The organism is Nitrospinota bacterium (genome assembly GCA_016208975.1).
Lineage (GTDB): Bacteria > Nitrospinota_A > UBA7883 > UBA7883 > JACRLM01 > JACQXA01.
Genome location: JACQXA010000004.1, coordinates 1,047,307 through 1,068,370 on the forward strand (window position 1 = coordinate 1,047,307; position 21,064 = coordinate 1,068,370).

The following is a 21,064-nucleotide window of genomic DNA, read 5'->3' on the forward strand; positions in this document are numbered from 1 at the left end:
GTTTGAAAGTGCAGGGGAGATTCTTCACTTACGCTCAGAATGACAATATAAAAGCCGTTGATAACATTGTCATCCTGGGCGAAGCGCAGGCGAAGTGAAGGATCTGTCTGTTATTTGAGATTCAAACTGGGACACCACCGATAAATCCTGCGCCGGACGGGTATGTTATATTTAGAATATTCTTTGTGAGTTGAACCGTGGACATCAAGGAAATCTTCTTCTACCTTCTGGGCGCGCTGACCATAGCCCTTATCGCCAACCATTATTTCGAGCTGGGCATAGAGGCGCTGGACAACATCGAGGAATCGCTGGTCTCCTCCGGTGAGCGGGGCGGCGGGGCCATCCGGGAGATTGGCGGCCAATCAAACGGCGGCGACACCGATAAAAACCAGAGCCGGGAATGCTTGTCGGTGAGGCGAAGGGCGGGGGACGCCCGGGTAATGATACGCAAAAACCTGGAAGCCGCAAAGAAGGAAAATGACATCGTGAAAGCCAGGGATCTTGAAGACCGTATCGCCTCACTAAACGAGGAGGAGCGGCAAGCCTGCCAGTAAAACATGTTGTTTAAACTTTTCCTTCTATTCACCGTAACGCCTATCATCGAGTTGTGGCTGATCATTAAAATCGGCCAACGCATCGGCGCGCTGGATACGGTGGCCCTGCTGTTGATCTCCGGGGCGCTGGGGGCATGGTTCGCCCGGCAACAGGGTTTGAAAACCCTAAAGGAATTTTTCATGGCCACCCAGGCGGGGCAGGTTCCCGCAAGCCAGCTTTTGGACGGCGCGCTGATAATCCTGGGCGGCGCGCTGATGGTGGCGCCAGGGTTCATGACCGATATCTTCGGGCTGTTTCTGGTGATTCCGTGGACGCGCGCCCTGATCCGTCCGCTGTTCCTGCGCTGGGTGACGCGTCAGATGAAAGGCGCCGTTTTCGTATCCCACGGGCCGGGCCAGTTTCATTTCACCGGGTTCCCCGGCGATCACAAGCCCGGCGGCAAACCTGAAGACGACAACGTGATAGACGTTTGAGCATGGTAAAAAAACCTTCCAGCGGACTTGTGCTTTTCGCCCATGGCAGTCGTGACGCCCGGTGGAAATCCCCTTTCATGGCGCTGGAGAAGAAAATGGCTTCCCGCCTGCCCGGCGCGCTGGTGAAGGCCGCGTTCCTTCAGGATTGCGAACCGAAGATCCACGATGTGGTGGACTCCATGGCGGCCAAGGGATTAAACCGGATCACCGTTATCCCCATGTTTCTCGCCGTGGGCGCCCATTCGGCCAATGATTTCCCGAAGATAGCGGAACGCCTGCGGGCCGCCCATCCGGGTGTGGAAATTGAGTGGACCGAGGTTATCGGCCAATGGGAGGAAGCTCAGGACGCCCTGGCCGAGACCATGACGGCGCAACTGGCCCGCTGACCGGCCGTTACGCCGACGCCTGTTTCCCCAGGTCGAACACCAGCGTGATCTCGTTGCCTTCCGCGTTGAACTCCAGGGAGGTTGCCATGGCCCTCATTATCATCACGCCCCTGCCGTGGATGGACTCGATATCCGTTTCTTCACCCAAAGCTTTGCGCCAGTTGAAACCCTTGCCCTCGTCGCGGATCCTGAACCGGGCATCTTTCCCCTTCATGGCGAATTGCACCTCCACACGCCGCGAGGCGTAAGGCTCCTGACCGGAACGCTCCGCGATAAGCTCGGAGTAGCTGTCCAGATCGTCGTCTTTCAGGGAGGAGGGTATTTCCAGGTTGCCGTGGATTATGGCGTTGCCCAGGGCTTCGTCCAGCGTAAGCTCAATGGCCCGTTTCTGTATATGATCGGCGTCAACGATGTTGGATAGATACGATGACACGGCCGGGATGGTGGCAAGGTCGTTGGGCAACATGAACCGGCTCTCCTCGCTCACCATGTATTTTAGCGCCTTGGACATTTGCACGGTCTGTTCGCCCGCATCCACCACCGCCGCCAGGCTGTTTATCACATCGGTCAGCTTGGAGTTGCAGTCTATCCCCAAATCCTGGGCGCGGCTCATGATGAACTTGCGCGCCTCCGTGTTCCGTTCCCGCTCCTCTTTTATCTCCAGCTCACGCCGCCCTTTCCTCTCCGCAAGCAGGAGGGCGGCCGCCCGCACCTCGTCGGCCATGATCTTGATTTCCGTGGTGGAATAAGCGGGCAGGTCCACGTTGAATCTTTCTTCCTGGAAACCGGTGATGGCGCTGGCGATGCTCTTTATGGGGGACACCACGGTTTTATGGATGAGGATAATCATCACCGCGGCCATGGCCACAAGGATGACTGAAACCACCAGCGCCACCTGCCCGGCCAGCGCCTCGGTGGCCATCTTGCGCCCGGTAAGGTCGAACTCCATCACCGCCGCACCGTTCACCATTCCGGCGGGCACAGGCTTGCCGTCCAGCCCCATGTGGCAGGCTCCGCACCGCTCGTCGGTAATGAACGGGTAGATGAATTTGAGCCTTGTGTCAGACTCCAGTATCTCTTTAATCTCCCCGTCGCGCAGGGCATCTTCTTCCTCAACGCTTTTGGGAATCTCACCCCTGCGGATGCCGTGTTGCTTTATCACATGCTTGGAACGCACCATGCGGAAGCTGAAATTCTGGCCGCTCTTAAGGAAGTTGATTATCCGGTCTATCTCGTCATAATCGTTGGTGCTCATCATTGTGGAAAGCAGACCGTACCTCACCAACAGGGCTTTTTCCCGGGCCTCTTTTCTGGCTGTGGCCTGGTAATCCGCCTTTAGCCGGGATGTCAAAATGGTGTTGGTGAGAAGGACGGCAAGCGCCGTGGACACCACGATGATGGCCGCAAACCGAGTTTCCAGTTTCATTGGAAAAGTGATGAACCCCTGATTTTTTGAAATTATAAACCAGAACACGCAAAGCCGGTGTTAATTATCTACACGGCAATTGCGCGTTTGGGCCGCCTGGGGCCTTCCGTTGAGCGCTTTTCTTCCGGTGGAAAACGGGCCGGGCCGGCCAGATGGGCTTTTTCAACTTTTTCACCTTTTTCAAACATGCCAGGTTCGCCAGGTTTCTCAAAAGGCACATTCGTTGCTACTTAAATTTCCCGGATGTCTGTTTCATGGTACCGTCAAAATAATGACGGAAACCGCTGGTATAACAGGGGCCAAATGGAAACGAGGATGCTGACTTTCAACTGGCACGAGCCTTACATCGCCATGTTGCTCAAGACCGGCCATACATTCGACATCGCGCGGCCGGACCTGGGCAGAAATGGCGGCAGGCACTGGGACGTGCGGTTGCGCCCCTTGCCCGCGCGCGCCACTATGGTGGACTGGCCTGCCGCTGTTCAACGTATGGATGAAGGAGCTTATTCGGTTATCCTCTGCCACAATTTCGCTGACATGGCGCGGGTCGCAAACAGCAAAACCCGCAAAATACTTTTATTCCACAATAAATTGGCGGCGGAGCTAAAAAGCGGCGCCGATACGGTAAGCCGGGCGGATTACCTGGACAAGGTAGCTCCTTTGGCCCAGGCGGCGGATCGTTTGGTGTTTGTCTCCAAATCCAAAATGGATGATTGGGGGTTTGGCCGGGGGGAAGTGATAGGACCCGGAATAAACGTTTTGGATTTCGGCCCTTACATAGGCGATATAAAGGGCGTTTTGCGGGTGGCCAGTTATTTCAAGGAACGGGGTTTCATGTTGGGCTACGAAACCTCGCAACAGGCCGTGGAGGGTTTCGAGAACCTTCTGCTGGGATTCAACCCCTCCATTCCCGGAGTGGCCCCGGCGGAGAGCTACGAAAAACTTTTGAATTATTATTCCAGATACCGGGTTTTTCTCCACACCACCTGTCACCCTTACGAGGATGGCCACAATATGGCCCTGCTGGAGGCCATGGCCGCCGGGATGCCGGTGGTGGCCTTAAAACATCCCGCGTCAATCATCATCCACGGGCATAATGGTTTGGTGGGGGAGAGCGTGGAATCGCTCCGGGAACATATAGCGGTTTTGCTGGGTGACGAAACGCTGGCCAGGACGCTGGGCGCAAACGCCAGGAATTCGGTGGCGGAAAGATTCCCGATCGAAAAGTTCACCGGAGCGTGGAACAATGTTTTCACAGCGGCCCATGAGACTTAAGAAAGCCGGTTAGATGAACGGAAAACAGGAAAGCGTGTTTCAGCGGAACCTGGCGGCCATCAGGGAGCGGGACAAGGCATTGGCCGAACGGCTGGAGTCTCTTGCCCCGTCACCCAGGATAACCCGTGAAAAGGGAGCCGGGCGGCGGGTTTTGATAACAGTAAACGCCCCGGGCGGTGAGGGGAAGCTTACCATGCCCGACCTGGGCAAACCCCATCTGGACTCCATGGGTGAAGCCCTTTCCATGTCCCGCATGGTGGCGGCGCTGGGGTTGGGCTCGGGCAGGTTGTTCGCCGAAATTGTGGAGCGCACCGGGCCGCAGACTTTTGTTCTGCTCATCGAGCCGGACATAGACCTTTTCGCCGCCGTCATCGCCGAGGAGGATTTTTCAAAAGCGTTCAGGCAACCTAAGGTATGTCTTGCGGTGGGGGAAAAACCCCACGCGGCCACTATTATAAAGGCCGAGTCGGAGCTTTCGGTGTTCACTATCACCGATTGTTCGGTGATCGAAAACCCATGGTCGGCCCCGCTTTATATCGAATATTTCAACGAAGTGAAAGACCGGATTTCCCACCTTATGAAGATGGGCGGGCAAAACGCGGCCACCCTGGCGCAAATGGATGACAGCTGGCGGGACAACGTGTTGGAAAATCTGCCCGCAATCATCAAATCAGCGCCGGTGATGAGCCTTTTCGGCCGTTTTTCCGGAATGCCCGGGGTGGTGGTGGCCGCAGGGCCGTCACTGTCGAAAAACATCTGGTGGCTGGGCGCGTTGAAGGGGCGGGGGGTGATTATTGCGGTGGATACCGCCGTCAGGGCCCTTTTGTCCGCGGGAATCACGCCCGATATTGTGGTGTCCCTGGATTCCCAGTTCAACAATTACCTGCATTTAAAGGGGGTGAAATTGCCGGACACGTTAATGGCGTTTAACCCCGTATCCTTTCCGCAAATCGTTAAAGAGCACGAGGGCCCCATGGTGTTCACTGGCTATACCTACCCGCTGGTGGAATGGCTGGAAACGGTCATAGGCGAGCTGGGCTCGGTGCGGGCTGGCGGCTCGGTGGCCACGTCTGCGTTCGACCTGGCGGTGAAAATGGGATGCTCGCCGGTGGTTTTGATCGGGCAGGACCTTTGTTACTCCACCCGCGCCACCCACGCTGAAGGAACGCTTTATGAGACCGAGACGCGGGCCGGGCTGAACACCCGGCTGGATGACGCCATCGTAGCCGGAGCCACCGGGGTGGTTGACCTGTTTGGAAGAGAGGCCCTGGCGTTGGGTAAAATGGAGGCATGGCGGCAATGGTTCGAGCTTGTCATCTTAGGCGTGGACCAACCGGTGTTTAACGCCACCGAGGGGGGAACGCCCATTCAGGGAGCTTCCCCGGTTTCCATGGCGGAGGTTGTGGCGCGGCACGGCAAGCCGGGCGGCGGGGAACCGGCGCTGGCCTGCATGGATTTCACCATGACGGGCGCCAGGGAGAAAGAGGTGGCGGAAGCGTTGCATTCCGCCAGGGAGGAGGCTCGCGCCGCCAAGTCCATCTGCGGGAAAGGGATGAATGCGCTGAAATCCGCCATTTCGTATATTACCGATGAGCTCTCCATTTCCAAGGCCGACAGCGCCATGGGCGAGGTAAAAAACCTGGCCAGGGAAATCCTGGAAAAGTCGCTGTTCGCGGAGTTGAACCGGTTCGCCGTGGAAAGCGCCCTGGACAGGGTGGAGAACATCCGCCGCAAAAGCGAGGCGCTGGAGAATAAAAAGGACCGGTTCACCATGAGCCTGGAGGCGTACCGCGCGCTTTTCACCGAAATTTACGAGATCGCCGCCAAGTTCGACAAGTCCGTCAGCCAGGCCATCAGGTCCATCAGCGGCGCGCGGGAGGGAGGGGCCGGACAATGAACGGTAATTATGAAAGGAACCTTAAAGCCCTGGGCGCAAAAAACCCGGCGCTGGCGCAGACGCTGGCGCAAATGCCCTCTGGGGCTCCGCTGGAAATCGTGGTGGGCAAATCGGGCCAGCCTGTGCCGAAAAGGGATGGCGTGTTCATCCATTCGGCCTACCATCCCGAAAAAGAAGCCGAACTGTTCATCCAGCCCGATGGCGGCAAAGCCGGAACGCTGGCCGTGTTCGGGTTCGGCTTCGGGTATCATCTCGCCCGCGCCGGAGAATTGGCCGATCAGGTTTATGTTATCGAGCCATCGCTCGATGTTTTAAGGAGCGCGTTTGAACATCGGGATCTCTCGGCGGTATTGGAACGGGTTACGCCCGTTACGCCGGACCAGTTCCGGGAACTGGCTAAAACCTTGGATTATAAAAACGCCGCATGGCTCGACCTGGAGCCTGTGGCCAGAATGTTCGCCAAAGAACGCCAGTTGCTCCACGAACCGTTCTATTCAAGGGCCGTAAACGCCCATAGGCGATACAAGGTGATGGTTGTCGGCCCGGTTTACGGCGGCTCTGTGCCCACTGCGGTTTCCTGCGTCCGCGGTTTGCGGGAGCTGGGATTCGACGTGGATTTTGTGGACCACACCCCAAAAGCCGGTGAACTTTTCGGGATAGACGAGGTAACCGGCAACGCCTCGCACCGGCAGACGCTAAAAGCCATGTTCAACAATTACCTGGCGGAACGGGTGGCCGCCCGGGCGGATTTTTGGAAGCCTGACTTTATTCTTGTGATGGCCCAGGCTCCGCTGGCCCCGGCGGGCATAGAAAAACTCAAAGCGCTGGGAATTCCGGTGATGTTCTGGTTCGTGGAGAACTACCGGGTTATCCCTTACTGGCGGCTGGTGGCCCCGCATTATGACTATTTCTTCACCCTGCAAAAGGGGGAGTTTCTGGACATGGTCACGCAGGCCGGGGCGCCTTTCGCCAAGTACATTCCCCAGGCGGCGGACCCCTACGTTCACAAACCCGCCCCCCTTTCGCCGGAGGAAGCGGCGCAATATGGGGCGCAGGTTTCTTTTATGGGCGCGGGCTATCCAAACCGGCAGGGTTTCTTCGCTGGTCTGCTGGACCTGCCGCTGAAAATATGGGGCACCGAGTGGAACCTTTCCACGCCACTTGGCGCCCGTGTCCAAAACGCCAACCGGCGGATGACTCCGGAAGAGTACGTAAAAATATTCAGGGGTACGCAAATAAATTTAAACCTCCACTCCTCCATCTCCAACACGGGGATAGACGCCATCCGCGATTTCGTCAATCCCCGGGTTTACGAGATATGCGCCTGCGGGGCGTTCCAGCTTGTGGACGAGCGGGACGAACTCCCGGAAATGTTCGAAACCGGCAAGGAGCTTATAACCTTCTCCTCGCAGGAGGACCTGCGGGAGAAGATAGCCTATTACCTGGCCCATCCCGAAGAGCGCCATGCCGTGGCCACAGCCGGCATGCGCCGTGTATTGCGGGAGCATACATTCGAAAACCGGCTGGCGTCCATGATGGCGGCTGTTATCCCAAGGGAGGAGGCGCGTATCGAAAACGCCCGGGCGGCGCTCCGGGGGAAAAACGACGTGGATTCCATCATCGCCCGGTCCAAAAGCCCGGGGTTAAAAGAATTCCTGGCGCCTTTAGCGGGACAGGGGAACCTGTCGCTAAAGAAGGTGATGGGCTCCATAGCTCGAGGCGAAGGGGCCTTGTCCAGGCCGGAGGCGTTGTTCGTGATTATTGATCAAATAGCGTCACAGGGATAACCCATGGGCAGAAACATCCTTGTGTTAAACCTTACCCGGATGGGGGACCTCATCCAGACCACTCCGCTTATCCGTGGCCTGCGGGAGAAGGAGCCGGGTTGCAGGATAACCATGCTGGCCAACGACAGGTTCGCTGGAATATTAAAGTTTGTCGACGGCATAGACGAGCTGGTGACTTTCGACATCCATGGGTTTGGCGCGCCCGGCGGCGGCGAGGAACTGGACGTTCTGGCGCTGTACGAATATCTGGACGGGCTCATACATAACCTTATGGAGCGCGGGTTCGACATCATAATCAACCTCAGCCATTCAAAAATATCCGCGGTGCTTTCCATGCTCATCGGCGCGCCGGACGTGCGGGGGTTCCTTTCCACACCGCGCGGCGAGCGGCTGGTGAAAAACCCGTGGCTTGTATATTTCACCGCGTTTTTGGCCTTCCGCCGGTACAACCGGTTCAACCTGGTGGACATGTACATGCGCGGCGCCGGGGTGGAGCCTTCCGCCGGTACAAGGCTCCACTTGAATCCGGACACTTCCGTTGATGAGTCTGTAAAGGCGGAGATGGTCATTCATGACATCAAACCCGGCCAGATCGTAATAGGGTTGCAAGCCGGGGCCAGCCGGGAGGAGAGGCGATGGGAACCGGCGAATTTCGCGAAGGTGGGGGATGCGCTGGCGGAAAAGTATGGCGCCAAAATTGTCCTTTTCGGCGCCGCCCAGGAGAAAAAACTGGGGGACGAAATTACCTCAACTATGAAATACCCGGCCGTAAATCTCATGGGCCAAACCAGCCTTCCCCAATTGGTGGCGTGGGTCAAACACATAAACCTCCTGGTCACCAACGACACCGGCACCATGCACATCGCCGCCGCATTAGGCACGCCCATCGTGTCGCTGTTCTTCGTCCACGCCCGTTGCGAGGAAACAGGGCCTTATTGCGCCGGGGCTATGGCGCTTCAGGCGGACATCCCTTGCGCCCCATGCTCCCACCAGGCTACGTGTGATCATTACTCATGCCTTAAATACATTACGGCGGAAGATGTGACGGCTGTCTGTGAAAGCGCTATTACAAAGTCGGGCGCGCCTCTGGATGCGGCGGGCCTTTTCGGCCGAGTCAGACTTTATGCAAGCTCATTGGGGGAAAGCGGCGGGGTGGAGTTTGTCCCGCTGAAAAAATACCCCATGGATAAATATGAACTATTCGCCTATTTGTATGAACCACTGTTCCTGCAAGGGCTTGGGCATTGGGATTCGCCGGAGAAGATTGCTTCTGGTTCCGGTTTGTTCAACGACGCCGTATTAAAACTGCAGGAGCGGTTTAAGGCTCCAGACGGGGAACAATTGAAAATATGGCTAAACCGCGCGAGGGAAGGCGCCGAAAAGTTAATAACGCTGGCGGAGGAGACTGTCTCTATCACCGGTTCAATTGTGAAAGGGGACGTTGGAAAAAACTCCATGGATCCGGCGAAAATGGCGGAAACGATCCAGAGGATTGATACACAGGCGGGAATTATGGCCAGAACATACGACGCGGTAAGCCCCCTGATTTACACATACCGGCGAAGGCAGGAAAACTTCGAGGGGGAAGACCCGAAAAATATCGCCCGGCAGGCCAGCCTGGCCGCCCGGTGGCTTATGGCCATGGCTGGAGCTTTTAATGTCGGGTTGTCCGCCGTTGAGAGGGGTTTTTTAGTGACTGGAACTGACAAGAATATTTCGACGCCGATCGGAGGATGACAAGTTATATGGAGCCCGTAAAAAATAAACTGTTGGCGGCGGTTATGGCGATGACGCTGTCATTGGCCGGGTGCGGCCTGGAAAACAAGATAAACGAAACCTTGAATCCCCCCGTGGCGGACACCAGCCCCAAGGCGGTGTTCGCCGTGGATGGCGGAGTGTCCAAGGTGGGCGCCCAGATAACCCTGGACGGCTCTTACAGCTACGACCCGCAGGCCAAAAGCATTACATACGCGTGGACTTTGGAGCCCCCCAGGGGGAGCGTGGCGGCGCTGGGTTCAGCCACATCCACCATTACATCCTTCACCGCCGATAAAGGGGGCTATTATTTGGTTTCCCTCCAGGTTACCAACAGCGGCGGCGCGGTTAGCGAGGTGGAATCTTACACGGTGTCCATCGAAGGTACGGATTCCAACCACCCGCCCGTGGCCCAGGCCGGAGCCGACCTGACCGTTACCGCCCCCGATGTGGCTATCCTTGACGGCTCTCTGAGCTATGACGCCGACGGGGACAATCTGCGATACACCTGGACGCTGATCAGCCAGCCATCCACCTCCACCGCGGCTACGGTAAGCGACACTTCGTCGCACACGGCGTTCCTGTACCCGGACGTGGCTGGCACATACACCATGCGCCTGGTGGTGGACGACGGTACGGACAGCGACCAGGATTTCGTGGTGGTGACGGCGAATTAGAAAACCGCGCCCACAGCGAGAAACCATTATATATCAACGGGGTGGCTTTTAGCGTTTATCCGGCGGCTATTATCTCAATTTCATCTCAACTTTTCTCAAATTGAGATATACATGCCTTAGAATATAAATATGCCTGCTAGATGAACTGTAAGCGGAATAAAAAACAATCGAGGCTCCCGGACGACCCCCATCAATGCTCTCTTCCGCCGCCTACAAGGACGGCCTTATAAGCCCCAACCGGGGCCGGACCATGATGCCCGTCCGCGCGCCTCGAAACGAGGGTTACTTTGACAATTAGATGTTTTGCTTCTTCCGGCCACCCCTGACCTCTCGGGGTTCCTGCCTCCGGCTGTCCTCTACTTTCACCCTCAACTTTAATGTAAGACTTGGCTCACTACATGTCAAATTGACAAACAAAAAGGTAGTGTCTCAGTTTGAAAGTACAGGGGAGATTCTTCACTTACGCTCAGAATGACAATATAAAAGCCGTTGATCACATTGTCATCCTGAGCGAAGCGCAAGCGAAGTGAAGGATCTGTCTATTATTTGAGATTCAAACTGAGACACCACCAACAAAAAGCCGCCGGATTTTTTCCGGCGGCTTTTTGCGATTCAACCTGGCGCCCGTCAAAAGCGCCAGCCTTGGAAGTTACTTCCTGTTGGGCACTTCCCGCCTGCGGGGGGTGGCGAAGTTCACCAGGTAGTTATACATCCTGATAAGCCTGCCGCCTTCGCGTTTCTGGTCGGTCCAGTGGCCGATCATGCCGATGGTGCGGGCCAATACGAAGAACCCGTTCAGCGACTCTTCCGGGAACCCAAGGTCCACCAGCACGCAGGCCATGCAACCGTCCACGTTCAGGATAAGGTTATCCTTCTTCGTGGTGGTGATGGCCTCCACCGCCAGCGCGTAATCCAGCGTGGGGGTTCTAAGCCCCAGCTCTTTTACGCTCTGCTTGAGCACCTGCACCCGCTTGTCGGGATTTTTAAGGGACTTCACCCTGTGGCCGATACCGGGGACCGGGCCCACGTTCTGCTTCATATGGGCCAGGAAGCCGGGGATGTCGTTGGGATAGCTATTGAGCCCGAAACGGAAATACTTGGCCGCGTCGGTCACCGCGCCGCCGAACCTGGGCCCGATCATGATAAGCCCCGCCGCCACGGACTGCGAAAGGCCGATGCCCGCGCAGGCGGCTATGATCGTGCCCAGCGCGCCGGAGACGCAGGGGCCATGGTCCGCCGCCAGCATGAGGATGCGTTTGATTATCTCCGCTTCCTTGTCGCTCACCAGCTTCTTGTTCCACAGCAGGCCGATGATGTGCGTAATGTCGTACCCCTTCTCGATAAGCTCGGAAGCGGCGTAACCGCAGTAGAGCGGCTCGTCCCCCCGGTCGTCGGAGATGGTGGTCTTGAACAGGGGCTGTACCATGATGTCGCCTTCCTTTATGGCGTCCTCGGCCCTCTTGGGAAGGTCGGGTAGCCGGGAGGCGGGAATCTCGTCGATCTCCTTTATCTGGCCGGTGGCTTTCAGGTCTTCGTAAACCTGCTTTATGGTGGCCCCCAGGTCGCCGAAAGTGGGGGGCACGATGGCCCCGGCTCTCCGGAGCTTGTCGCTCTTGGAACGGGCCGAGCCTTCCCCGTGCATGCCTTCCTTCGCGCCTGCGTGGCCGAACTTCATGCCCTTGGGCAGGTGTTCCTGGCAATAACCCGACACCACACCCACAAGCTTTATCCGGCGCGGTTTCGCCGCGTACCATTCAGCCGCCTTGTCTTCCAGGTCTCCGCCCATTTCGCCGACGATCACCACCGCCTTGGTCTGCGGGTCGTTCTCGAACATGTCGAGGTAGGTGATAAAATCGGTGACGGGGTAAGCGTCGCCGCCAACGCCGATAGTGGTTGTAATACCATCGGCGAACTGGGAGCACAGCCACATGATCTCGTTGGAAAGCCCGCCGGACTTGGTGATTACGCCAAAAGAGCCGGGCCTGTAAAGTTTGGAGAGTTTCAGGTTGTTGTACTCGCCGCCGATAACGCCCAACCGGCATTTCCCGGCGGACAGCACGCCTATGGACGACGGGCCGTTTAGCACCTTCCCCAGCTTGCGGGAGTTCTTTATGAGAAGCTTCGCGTCCCGCTCCGGCACCCCTTCGGTGATCATGGAGACGAACTTTATCTTCTCGTTCTCCAGCGCCTCCATACAGCCCTGGTATGCGCGGTTGGCCCCGATGTACACCAGCGCCGTGTTCGTCTCCGGATGGTTGTCGGTGACCTCTTTCACCGACTTGTATATCGGCACGGCCAGGAACTGCGAGCCGTAGTTTATCTCGGCGGTCTTGCCCGCGTCCGGCGGATAAACGAACGCCGTTACGTTATATGGTATGGAGCTGAGGTAGCAGAACTCCGCCATGCGCTTGGCGGCGTTCACGCCGGCCACCCCGCCCATGATCACTACCCTGGTATTCTCGTCGGCGACAATGCTCATCGGCTTACTTGCCCTCCCCTTGCAAAGCGAACTTCACGATGTCGGTAAGCGGAGTGTAACGGTCGTACACGTGGATGTCGAAACCCTCGTCGGCCAGGTTCCTCATGTACTCCAGCCCCACGGCCTCGTTGGGGCCGCCCCTGCGGACCCATATCTTCACACCGTTGAGCTTGCCTTCCTCTTTGGCCTTCCGGAAACCCGCTATAATGCCGGTAAAGGTGGCCTTCACGTCGGTGAAGTTGGCTATGGCGCCGCCCACTATGATGTGCTTTATGCCGGGTAGGGAGCATACCTTGTCCGTCAGCGCCTCCACCGCCCACGCGGGGGGATCGCCGGAATACTCCGCGTAATTGGCTATGGAGCCGCCGGTGGCTATCACCGCGTCGGAATAGAACACCGATGCGCCGCCGCCCGCTGGTAACAGCGCCACCGTGCCGCCGGGGATCTCGATGAGTTTCACCGAGCCCTTCACGCGGCTGTCTATCTCCATTATGGTCTTCTCGTTGTCGGTGTATGCCCGGCCGAACTCCGAGGCGAAAGAGAAGTTCCAGTCCGAATGGCGGAACCTGGCGTCGTTATCCAGCAGGATGACCGCGTCCAGGGCGCAAAGCTTGCCATCGGCGGGATTGATGGTAAGAGGGTTTATCTCCATGTAGGAGCCGTCCTCGTTGTCGTAACACTCGAAGAGGCGGGAGGCGAACTTTTTCATCTTCTCCACCATCTCCCCGGTAAAACCGGCCTCTTTGGCCAGTTTCTCCAGCTGATCGTCTGTGGCCTTGTCGCCCACCTCTACGAAGGTGCGTTTCACCTTGTCCCAGTTGGACTCCACCTCGATGCCGCCGAACTTGGCCATCAGTATCTCGGCGCCCTCGCGGGTGGATTTTACCGCAAGGTAGTACTCTTCCTTGTGCGGTATCATTTCGGAGATGATCACCTGGGATATGATGAGGCCGTTCACGTCCCTGCCCAGGATATCCTTGGCGGCGGCCATGGCGCCATCAATATCCAAATCAACTTTCACAAGCCCCAGCTTCATGCGGGAGCCGATGGCCTCGTGAGCTTTCACCACCATCTTGCATTCGCGCATCCATTTGTTGGAATGGACCAGCGAATCAATCTGGTCCAGCGAGGAGATGACAACGTGACGCGGGGTGTATATGCCCCACTTGTTGAACAACTCCATTCCGGGGCCTTCCAAGACCTTGCCCATGGGAACCCTCCTAGTAGAACCGGTAAAGTTTTTAACTATAAGACAACCGTAACCACCGGCGCCTCATCCATAGCGATCCCGCGGCCGCGCTGGCGCCCTTCCTTCGCAACCACCGCCTTTTTAAAGCGGCGAAAACCGGCGGAATGGGGAAAGAAACCCGCGTCGTCGTGGAACCTTATGCGTGGCGCGCAAGCAGGAAAGTTTAATTTGCCCAGGAAAAAAAGTCAACTTTACCGCGAAAACAGCTTTACGGGGATTTGTTCAATAACTGGAACAATATTACCGGTGAGCGTTTGGCCAACTCATCCCCAACAAATTTCCGCTGGGCTTCCGGCGCCGGTGAATTTAACCTCCGCCGCCATAAAATTTCCCGGTACCCAAAGTATCTGGCTACCCACGGCCAATACGGGCATCTGCTCCCGCTCACTTAAAGGAACTTTCCTGTCTATCAGGAACGTTTTTAGAGTTTTGCGGCCGGTCGTGTTGGGCAGTCTCAAGTAATCGCCCGTCATCCGCAATCTGAACACCGCCCCTTCGGGAACCGCCGGTGGATTGATAACCTGCGCCGCCTCCGGCCCGGCCGGGCTTCGAACCAATAGCGGCTTTCCGGAAACTTCCGCGATTAACGGGAATGTGAAAGGTATCGGCCCCATCGCGGGTTTCGCGCTTTTTGGCGCGATATGAAGCCCGCCGTGATCCAGCCTGGCCTGATAATCCCCCGGCAACGATGTGTATGAACCCAGTTTTCGAGACATAACCAGATGGGCCACCGCTTCCACATGAGTGATAGCCAGTTGTGTAATGTCCAGCCCGGCCATGGATGCCGCCAGCCGGATGACGCAGTTTCGAACCGCTTCCGGCTCCAGGGATAATGCGCCAGCGTCCAGCGTCACAGGGTCTTTCTTGCGCAGGATGACGCGCTGAAGCTTTTCAGCGGCGATGGACTCTATCACCTCGTTCTGGCTTTTAACGATCCCCATGAATCTGGATATCGCCTCCACCGCCGATGGCTCCACCGATAATAGCGCCGGAACCAGATGATGCCGCACACGGTTTCTCAGATAATCGTCCCCTTCGTTGGTCGGGTCCTGAACGCATTTATGACCGTTTATGGCAAGCCAATCCAGAATCTCACCCTTGCGGGTTTCTATAAGGGGCCTGATGAACCGCCCCCGGGCGGGGGGGATGCCGCCGAAGGCTCCCGGCCCTGCGCCGCGCAGAAGGCGCATCAGGGCTGTCTCCACGTTATCGTCTTTTGTGTGGCCGGTGGCGATTACGTCGGCGAACCCCTCGTCCACCAACCTTTCGAAAAAACCGTAACGCCATTTCCTGGCCGTGTCCTGAATTGCCTTATACGGCTTTGGAGACTGGTTTCTTTCCGCGGCGAAGGGCATGGACATCTCAGCGGCCAAATTCCGCGCGAAAGCGGCGTCGTCCACCGATGATGGACGAAGGGCATGGTCGTAATGGCATGCTTTCAGCGCGATGTCCAGCGCCCCGGCCAATCCCGCCAATACATGCAGGAGCGCCACAGAGTCCGGCCCGCCGGAGAGGGCCACGCACACCCGCTGGCCGGGTTTTACCATGCCGTGTTTTTTGATAACCCTCAGGGCCGTCGAGACGAACGGATCAAGCCGAGATTTTTCCATCCGCTAATTCTAAGGCTTTTTGAACCGCCACCGCCAGTAGGGGCCGGTTATGGTGGTGTATCAGTTTGAATCTCAAATAAATAATAGACAGATCCCTCACTTCGCTTGCGCTTCTCTCAGGATGACAATGTTATCAACGGCTTTTATATTGTCATTCTGAGCGTAAGTGAAGAATCTCCCCTGAACTTTCAAACCGGGACACTACCCTATTTATGAATATCCTTATAACAGGATAACAAGCCAACCCTGACAGGCGCGGAATAGTACTATAAAATATGAAATATATGGCCAGCATAAAAGGGAGGTGAGCCGCCCATGAGCCCGATCGAAAATCAACGCAAGGCCGGTTACCCGATTGACCCCATGTTTCTGGACCGCTGGTCGCCACGGGCTATGGAGCCCGCGCCCATCACCCGGGAAGAGATTTACACCCTGTTCGAAGCGGCCCGGTGGGCTCCATCCTGTTTCAACGAACAGCCCTGGAGGTTTATCTATGCAATGCGCGATGAAAACGGGTTCGGCAAGCTTCTGGGCCTTCTAACCGAAGGCAACAAAGTGTGGGCGAAGAACGCCTCGGCACTGATATTCGTCGCGTCCAGCAAGATTTTCGCCCACAACGGCAAACCCAACCGTAGCCACATGCTGGACGCGGGCGCGGCCTGGATGTCTTTGGCGTTGCAGGCGCGGAAAATGGGGATGTACGCCCACGCCATGGCCGGGTTCGACGTGGAGCGCTCCTACGGTGAGCTTAACGTTCCCCGCGACGGGTACGATATGGGATGCGCCATAGCCGTGGGGAGATATGGCGACGCGTCTGCCTTGCCGCCGGATTTGCGGGAGCGGGAAAAACCGAGCCAAAGAAATCCGTTGGAAACCCTGGTTTTCGAGGGGGCCATGCCCTGACAATCTAAAGCCGCCATAATGTCACATGGTGGCGGCGTGCATGACCTTCACGAAATCCAGCGCCGGGGTGAATTCCTTCGCCAGAAACGCAATCAAGTCCCCCTTTGTGGCCATGGCGGCGGGATATTCCCTGGTCACAAAAAAACCTTTCTGTTTTAAAAGAGCGGCGTGTTTATGGTTCGGATCGAACCCGCCAGGAACTTTTTTCAAAGCCTCGCCACCGGCGGTAAATCCCGCATCCACAGCCTTTTTCAGCGCCACCGAAAGTTTGCCACCCATTTTTTCCGCCACGTTCCTGCGGTATGCGGAAAGCTCCGGTTCCTGCATCAGGTATATCCCGCAACCTATCAGAACTTGACGCGCGTCCATCTGGAAATATAGCCCGGAAGCGCGTAGTTTCTCCCGCCCGCCCAGCCATAAATATGCCCCGGCGTGGGTTTTATAGGGGCTTTTATCCTTGGAAAACCGGGTGTCGCGGTTTATGCGGAAAATGGAGCCGTTCACCCTGGGGTCGGCATTTAGCCCCGGCAGTTTTTTACCGCCCAGCCGGGCGCCCAAAGCCATCACCATGAATTTTAGGGGCTCCAGCACATTCTGGTCGTAATCTTTCCTGTGGGCGTCGAACCATGCTTTGCTGTTGTCTTTCTCAAGCCCCCGGAAGAAGGTTAAAGCCTCCTTGGGAAAGGCGAACGGAGCGCTCTCTTTTTTCGCGGCCATATTTTATATACCCCCAAAAAGAAAAGGCCGCGTTTATTCAACACGGCCTTTTTCCATGTTCCGGTTTACTCCCGTCACTCGTCCAGCTTCAAAGACTCCTTGGTCTTCTTCTTCCGCTTGACCTCTTTGGCCTTGTAATCGGCTATGCAGGAGTCCTTGTCCACCATCATGCACTCCAGGTATTCGGTGATCTCTATGATGCAGGCGCGGATGGCCTTGCCCGCCGGGGTCTTCTCTTTGCCCCCCAAGGCGCCGGAGAAACCGCCCTTGGAAATCCCCAGCGACAGCCCGCCGCCGGAAGACTTGCCCTCTATGGTGCGGGAGAACTCCACATCGCCGGTGGTGGTGTTCACCACGCGCAGGTCCACCGCCATATACGCGTCTTCCTTGCTTCCGCCCAGCGAAATGCCGCCGAAAGACATGGCGCCGCCGGTCTCGGCCACATCTTCCTCATACGCCGAAACGGTGGCTATCACCAGGTAATCGGCCCCGGTTATCTTGCCTATCTTGGCGGCCTTCTTGGGGGCCACGCGGCCCGAGGCGCCCAGGTCCTGCTCCCGGAGGACCGAGTCCAGCTTTTTGCGCTCCACAACCTTGAACTTGCCGGTGGAGGATAGTTCGTTGGAGAGCATGCCCGAAAGCTCATGCCCCACGCCGCCACGCCACCAGGCGGCGTGCGTGTCGTTCCGGAACTCGTCCACGCCTATGGATATTTTCTCCTCAGCCAAAGCCGCCCCCGCCACAACAAACACCGCCGCGCAGGCGATAACAATGGCCCTGATAGACGCTGTCATAACCACCCTCCCAGTATAAGTTTGTAAGCCCCTTAAGGCCTTAAATTGGCTGGAATTATATCACGCTCCACTTTAGATAAGCATTTATCCATGGCGCGAATTCCGGATTTTGGTTGACACTTACGGCCCCGCGAATAATAATTATTGTTTTTGTAATTTTCTGGAGCTACATACTGTGCCGAATCACAAGTCCGCAGAGAAAAGGGACCGGCAGAATAAAAAGCGTAAACTGCGCAACACCGTGGCCCGCGCCTCCGCCCGCACGGCCGTAAAAAAGGCCCGCACGGCCATAGACGCCGGACAGAAGGAAGAGGGTTTCGCCGCTTTGAAAGAGGCGATGAAAACCTTGCAGACCGCCGCGTCCAAAGGTGTTATCCACAAGAATAACGCCGCCCGCAGGATTTCCCGGCTGGCCCAAAAGCTGGCGACCGCCGGAAAATAACCGGAGGTTTTGCGCCTGGCCTCCGGCTTTACCTGGCCGGGGGCGAGGGGTCAACCTTGCCTCGTTTAACGGCTATCAGCCGTTCTTTATCATTTTGGCCGTCATCGCCGGCAATATAACCTCCGGACCGGCTTTGGCCAGCATCATATTCATGTTGGCCTCCAGTATCCCTCTCAAAGCGCTCAGGGCATGTTCCTGGGGCCATTTATCGGCGTCTTTCCACAGGTCGCCCAACAACTTTTTCTGAAACGGGGTGGCCGGGCCGGGCATGGCGTCGGCAAAAGCGTCGAAAGGCTCTTTCTTGACTTTGGCGTCCCGCGCGGCGGAGAGCCGCAAAACCTCCGTGGTCAGCGTTTTTAATATCACCTGGGCGGGCTGGTTGTGGTTTAACAGGTTTTCAAGCAAACCCGCGCTTTCTACAATGTCCCGTTTTCTCACCGCCCTCAAAAAATCCCACAGGCTCTCCTCGCGCTGGTCGCCCACCATGGACTCCACCATCTCCATGGTTATCTCCTCCCCATCGCCAGCGTAGAGCGACAGTTTTTCGATCTCCCCCTCCAGCCGCGCCAAATCCCCATCCATAAGCTCGCCCAGTGTTTGCGCGGCCTGGGGGGTTATTGCGCAACCCCGCCGCTGGACGCCTGCGCGGATCCATTTCACCAGTTCCTCCCCCTTGGGGCTGGTGAATTCCACCACCGGCCCGCATTTCGCCGCCTCGCTGAACAACTTTGATTTTTTAAAGGTCTGCGATGTGATGGTGACGATGAGGGCGCATTGCTGGTTTGGATTCGACAGATAGCCGGACAGGATTTCGTCTGATTCCTTGTCCAGCGATTCAATCGTCCCCAGCCAAACCACCTTGCCCCCGCCGAACATGGAAATGGTGTTCAACTGGGCCACGATATTGCCAGCGGTGGTTTCCTCCGGCCCGTCGCCCAGTTTAAAGCTTCTGAAATAATTGTCCGGCCCGCCCACCAGGGGCAAAAGAAGCTCCTTCACCCTCATGGCGGCGTCTTCCATCCGTTTGGAGTCCGGGCCGTGGAAGACGTAAACGGGCTCCATCCGGAACTTTTGGCCTTCGATGGCCGCCGCCAGCGCCGTGGGTGTGATTTGGGCCATCGGGTTTGGCCCTTAACGGCCCAATGCCAGCCGGTCTATAAGATAGCGGGGCAGGTCCACATCCGCCATTTTCTTCTGCACGGCGGCGATGTCGTAAGGAACCCTGTTGTAAGTTACCAGGCTGTTCTCGGAGTCGAAAAGTACCCAGCAGGCCTGGGTGTTGGAATCCCTCGGCTGGCCCACCGAGCCTATGTTGATGATGTATTTCTTGTCCGGTTTTAGCTGGTATTGCTTCTCCCGGTAAACCCGCACGCGGGTCGCGTCGTCATATTCCAGGATCAGCGGTTGATGGGAGTGGCCTATAAAACACAACTGCCCGTCTATGCTGTCGTAATTCTCCAGCGCTTCCTTCTGGGACATGATGTAATGCCATTCCTCCGGGCGGTACGGCGTGGAATGCGCCACCTGGAACCCGTCGAAACGGTCCACAGCCTTGGTGCGTTTCAAAAACTCCTTGTGCTCGTCCAGCAGGACGCTGGCTGTCCAGTCCACGGCCTGTTTGGCGTATGGATTGAAATAGTCGTCCGGGGTTTTGCCCACCACGGCCCAGTCGTGGTTGCCGCCCAGGGAAAGGTTGGCGGTATGAAGTAGCTTTTCAACACATTCGTTGGGGCTGGGGCCATATCCCACGATATCGCCTAAAAACAGAAGCCTGTCCGCCTCATTCCGGTCTATATCGGCCAGCACGGCCTCGAACGCTTCGATGTTGGAGTGGATATCCGAAAAAAGGGCGTACCGCATAGTTTTCGCCGTTATCCTTATGCTTTTCTTCTTCTGGTTCTAGACTAACATCACGCCGCCAAATTATACAATGCCGGGCGCCGCCATTCCATTTCAAAGGCCTTATGGGGTTTGCCACTAATAAGCTATAATACAGCGCCAGTTCCATTTAAGCAGTTTCATGAAGAGAAACATAAAAGTAAAAGCCCGGCGGGACAGCGCCGAAAAAAAACTTGTCCAGGTTATCGAAGGCACCATAATCCACCAGCGCCAGCGGGAGCTTTCCCCGGGCCGGTGGGACATGGCCGTGTTCGGCCCCTCGCGGGACGGCAAAGAGGCCGTTCTGCGGGTATGCGTGGCGGAGCACATGCTTATCCAGAAGGCCCCCGCTTACCTGGCCGCCGTCGGCGACCCTGAAATGGTGGGCTATTCGGGCATGATGCCCATTGAAGAGCTGGCCGGGGGCGACCTGCCGGAAGACCTTATGGGGCTGGACATTTACCATATGGCCCCCCTGCGGCCTTTAAACATCATAGAACGGAGGGTGGCCCCCGGCCTAGCCGCCATGAGGGACATGGCGATGGAGGAGTTCGGCGGCAAGAACATCGCCATAATAGAAACACCGGACGAGGCGGCGTGGAGCCTGTCGGCCATCAAATATTTAAACGAGCTGGACGAGGCGTTTCCCGACCCGCTGATGAGCGCCATCCGCTCCACCATGAGGGACACGTCGCTGGATTTCAGCGCGCCGGGCCGTTACCTGCACTAACGGAGGGCTTGGGCCAAAGCCGCGCAGGCTT

The 21,064-nt window shown here is 57.0% G+C and carries 19 protein-coding genes; 11 read left to right on the forward strand and 8 right to left on the reverse strand.

All coding sequences use genetic code 11. The features are described from left to right. Window positions 1–197: 197 nt before the first annotated feature. From HY751_08740 to HY751_08750, 3 genes are read left to right on the forward strand one after another with little or no spacing between them, the layout of a single operon-like run. Window positions 198–554 carry a hypothetical protein gene (locus tag HY751_08740; GenBank protein MBI4666480.1) on the forward strand — a complete coding sequence of 119 codons (357 nt, stop codon included), beginning with the start codon at window positions 198–200 and terminating at the stop codon, window positions 552–554. A 3-nt stretch (window positions 555–557) separates the two neighbouring features. Next, window positions 558–1,028 (forward strand): FxsA family protein, encoded by a 471-nt coding sequence (locus HY751_08745; GenBank protein MBI4666481.1) that lies wholly within the window; start codon window positions 558–560, stop codon window positions 1,026–1,028. 2 nt (window positions 1,029–1,030) lie between these two features. Beyond that, on the forward strand, window positions 1,031–1,414 hold the full coding sequence (locus tag HY751_08750; protein ID MBI4666482.1) for a CbiX/SirB N-terminal domain-containing protein: 384 nt from the start codon (window positions 1,031–1,033) through the stop codon (window positions 1,412–1,414). A gap of 7 nt (window positions 1,415–1,421) precedes the next feature. Here the strand turns inward: HY751_08750 and HY751_08755 are convergent, their stop codons facing one another. Next, entirely contained in the window at window positions 1,422–2,840 is a 1,419-nt protein-coding gene (locus HY751_08755) for an ATP-binding protein (protein MBI4666483.1), read from the reverse strand. Between the two features lie 303 nt (window positions 2,841–3,143). Between HY751_08755 and HY751_08760 the strand changes: the two genes are divergently transcribed. Genes HY751_08760 through HY751_08780 form a run of 5 tightly spaced genes read left to right on the forward strand, consistent with a single transcriptional unit; the run spans window position 3,144 to window position 10,231 of the window. Next, window positions 3,144–4,115 (forward strand): glycosyltransferase family 4 protein, encoded by a 972-nt coding sequence (locus HY751_08760; protein ID MBI4666484.1) that lies wholly within the window; start codon window positions 3,144–3,146, stop codon window positions 4,113–4,115. A 13-nt stretch (window positions 4,116–4,128) separates the two neighbouring features. After that, window positions 4,129–6,012, forward strand: coding sequence for a motility associated factor glycosyltransferase family protein (locus HY751_08765; protein ID MBI4666485.1), 1,884 nt, complete (start codon window positions 4,129–4,131; stop codon window positions 6,010–6,012). Then, on the forward strand, window positions 6,009–7,799 hold the full coding sequence (locus tag HY751_08770) for a glycosyltransferase (GenBank protein ID MBI4666486.1): 1,791 nt from the start codon (window positions 6,009–6,011) through the stop codon (window positions 7,797–7,799). Before HY751_08765 ends, HY751_08770 begins: the two co-directional genes overlap by 4 nt. A gap of 3 nt (window positions 7,800–7,802) precedes the next feature. Next, window positions 7,803–9,536, forward strand: a complete 1,734-nt coding sequence (locus HY751_08775; GenBank protein MBI4666487.1) for a glycosyltransferase family 9 protein — start codon at window positions 7,803–7,805, stop codon at window positions 9,534–9,536. Between the two features lie 8 nt (window positions 9,537–9,544). Next, complete coding sequence (locus HY751_08780; protein ID MBI4666488.1) at window positions 9,545–10,231, forward strand: PKD domain-containing protein; 687 nt, start codon at window positions 9,545–9,547, stop codon at window positions 10,229–10,231. A gap of 649 nt (window positions 10,232–10,880) precedes the next feature. Here HY751_08780 and HY751_08785 read toward each other — a convergent pair. The 3 genes from HY751_08785 to tilS form a co-directional block, all read right to left on the reverse strand. Continuing rightward, window positions 10,881–12,710, reverse strand: a complete 1,830-nt coding sequence (locus HY751_08785) for an ATP citrate lyase (protein MBI4666489.1) — start codon at window positions 12,708–12,710, stop codon at window positions 10,881–10,883. A 4-nt stretch (window positions 12,711–12,714) separates the two neighbouring features. Beyond that, window positions 12,715–13,920, reverse strand: a complete 1,206-nt coding sequence (locus tag HY751_08790; GenBank protein ID MBI4666490.1) for an ATP citrate lyase — start codon at window positions 13,918–13,920, stop codon at window positions 12,715–12,717. A gap of 302 nt (window positions 13,921–14,222) precedes the next feature. After that, window positions 14,223–15,569: a tRNA lysidine(34) synthetase TilS gene (tilS, locus tag HY751_08795; GenBank protein MBI4666491.1), complete on the reverse strand. Its 1,347-nt coding sequence runs from the start codon at window positions 15,567–15,569 to the stop codon at window positions 14,223–14,225. Between the two features lie 315 nt (window positions 15,570–15,884). Between tilS and HY751_08800 the strand changes: the two genes are divergently transcribed. Continuing rightward, a complete protein-coding gene (locus HY751_08800; protein ID MBI4666492.1) occupies window positions 15,885–16,472 on the forward strand; it encodes a nitroreductase family protein in 588 nt (195 codons plus the stop codon). 21 nt (window positions 16,473–16,493) lie between these two features. On the opposite strand, the gene HY751_08805 is transcribed toward HY751_08800, so the two are convergent. Continuing rightward, the gene (locus HY751_08805) at window positions 16,494–17,189 is read right to left on the reverse strand and encodes a DUF2461 domain-containing protein (GenBank protein ID MBI4666493.1); all 696 of its coding nucleotides are present in this window, start codon (window positions 17,187–17,189) and stop codon (window positions 16,494–16,496) included. Between the two features lie 74 nt (window positions 17,190–17,263). Continuing rightward, a complete protein-coding gene (locus HY751_08810; protein ID MBI4666494.1) occupies window positions 17,264–17,983 on the reverse strand; it encodes a CsgG/HfaB family protein in 720 nt (239 codons plus the stop codon). A gap of 175 nt (window positions 17,984–18,158) precedes the next feature. Between HY751_08810 and rpsT the strand changes: the two genes are divergently transcribed. Continuing rightward, window positions 18,159–18,425, forward strand: coding sequence for a 30S ribosomal protein S20 (rpsT, locus tag HY751_08815; GenBank protein ID MBI4666495.1), 267 nt, complete (start codon window positions 18,159–18,161; stop codon window positions 18,423–18,425). Between the two features lie 75 nt (window positions 18,426–18,500). Here the strand turns inward: rpsT and holA are convergent, their stop codons facing one another. Both holA and HY751_08825 read right to left on the reverse strand, forming a co-directional pair. Further along, window positions 18,501–19,544, reverse strand: a complete 1,044-nt coding sequence (gene holA / locus HY751_08820; GenBank protein MBI4666496.1) for a DNA polymerase III subunit delta — start codon at window positions 19,542–19,544, stop codon at window positions 18,501–18,503. Window positions 19,545–19,556: 12 nt separating this feature from the next. Then, entirely contained in the window at window positions 19,557–20,285 is a 729-nt protein-coding gene (locus HY751_08825; GenBank protein MBI4666497.1) for a metallophosphoesterase family protein, read from the reverse strand. Window positions 20,286–20,445: 160 nt separating this feature from the next. Here HY751_08825 and HY751_08830 point away from each other — a divergent pair, with 160 nt between their 5' ends. Then, window positions 20,446–21,033 (forward strand): hypothetical protein, encoded by a 588-nt coding sequence (locus tag HY751_08830; GenBank protein MBI4666498.1) that lies wholly within the window; start codon window positions 20,446–20,448, stop codon window positions 21,031–21,033. The last annotated feature ends 31 nt before the right edge of the window (window positions 21,034–21,064 follow it).

What these genes read in the sequence shown, in the direction of transcription:
- HY751_08810 (MBI4666494.1), bottom strand. Translation starts at nt 17,983, where the DNA reads ATGACAGCGTCTATCAGGGCCATTGTTATCGCCTGCGCGGCGGTGTTT.
- HY751_08790 (MBI4666490.1), bottom strand. Translation starts at nt 13,920, where the DNA reads ATGGGCAAGGTCTTGGAAGGCCCCGGAATGGAGTTGTTCAACAAGTGG.
- HY751_08750 (MBI4666482.1), top strand. Translation starts at nt 1,031, where the DNA reads ATGGTAAAAAAACCTTCCAGCGGACTTGTGCTTTTCGCCCATGGCAGT.
- HY751_08775 (MBI4666487.1), top strand. Translation starts at nt 7,803, where the DNA reads ATGGGCAGAAACATCCTTGTGTTAAACCTTACCCGGATGGGGGACCTC.
- HY751_08755 (MBI4666483.1), bottom strand. Translation starts at nt 2,840, where the DNA reads ATGAAACTGGAAACTCGGTTTGCGGCCATCATCGTGGTGTCCACGGCG.
- HY751_08785 (MBI4666489.1), bottom strand. Translation starts at nt 12,710, where the DNA reads ATGAGCATTGTCGCCGACGAGAATACCAGGGTAGTGATCATGGGCGGG.
- HY751_08770 (MBI4666486.1), top strand. Translation starts at nt 6,009, where the DNA reads ATGAACGGTAATTATGAAAGGAACCTTAAAGCCCTGGGCGCAAAAAAC.
- holA (MBI4666496.1), bottom strand. Translation starts at nt 19,544, where the DNA reads ATGGCCCAAATCACACCCACGGCGCTGGCGGCGGCCATCGAAGGCCAA.
- HY751_08760 (MBI4666484.1), top strand. Translation starts at nt 3,144, where the DNA reads ATGGAAACGAGGATGCTGACTTTCAACTGGCACGAGCCTTACATCGCC.
- HY751_08825 (MBI4666497.1), bottom strand. Translation starts at nt 20,285, where the DNA reads ATGCGGTACGCCCTTTTTTCGGATATCCACTCCAACATCGAAGCGTTC.
- HY751_08780 (MBI4666488.1), top strand. Translation starts at nt 9,545, where the DNA reads ATGGAGCCCGTAAAAAATAAACTGTTGGCGGCGGTTATGGCGATGACG.
- HY751_08830 (MBI4666498.1), top strand. Translation starts at nt 20,446, where the DNA reads ATGAAGAGAAACATAAAAGTAAAAGCCCGGCGGGACAGCGCCGAAAAA.
- HY751_08805 (MBI4666493.1), bottom strand. Translation starts at nt 17,189, where the DNA reads ATGGCCGCGAAAAAAGAGAGCGCTCCGTTCGCCTTTCCCAAGGAGGCT.
- HY751_08800 (MBI4666492.1), top strand. Translation starts at nt 15,885, where the DNA reads ATGAGCCCGATCGAAAATCAACGCAAGGCCGGTTACCCGATTGACCCC.
- HY751_08745 (MBI4666481.1), top strand. Translation starts at nt 558, where the DNA reads ATGTTGTTTAAACTTTTCCTTCTATTCACCGTAACGCCTATCATCGAG.
- tilS (MBI4666491.1), bottom strand. Translation starts at nt 15,569, where the DNA reads ATGGAAAAATCTCGGCTTGATCCGTTCGTCTCGACGGCCCTGAGGGTT.
- HY751_08765 (MBI4666485.1), top strand. Translation starts at nt 4,129, where the DNA reads ATGAACGGAAAACAGGAAAGCGTGTTTCAGCGGAACCTGGCGGCCATC.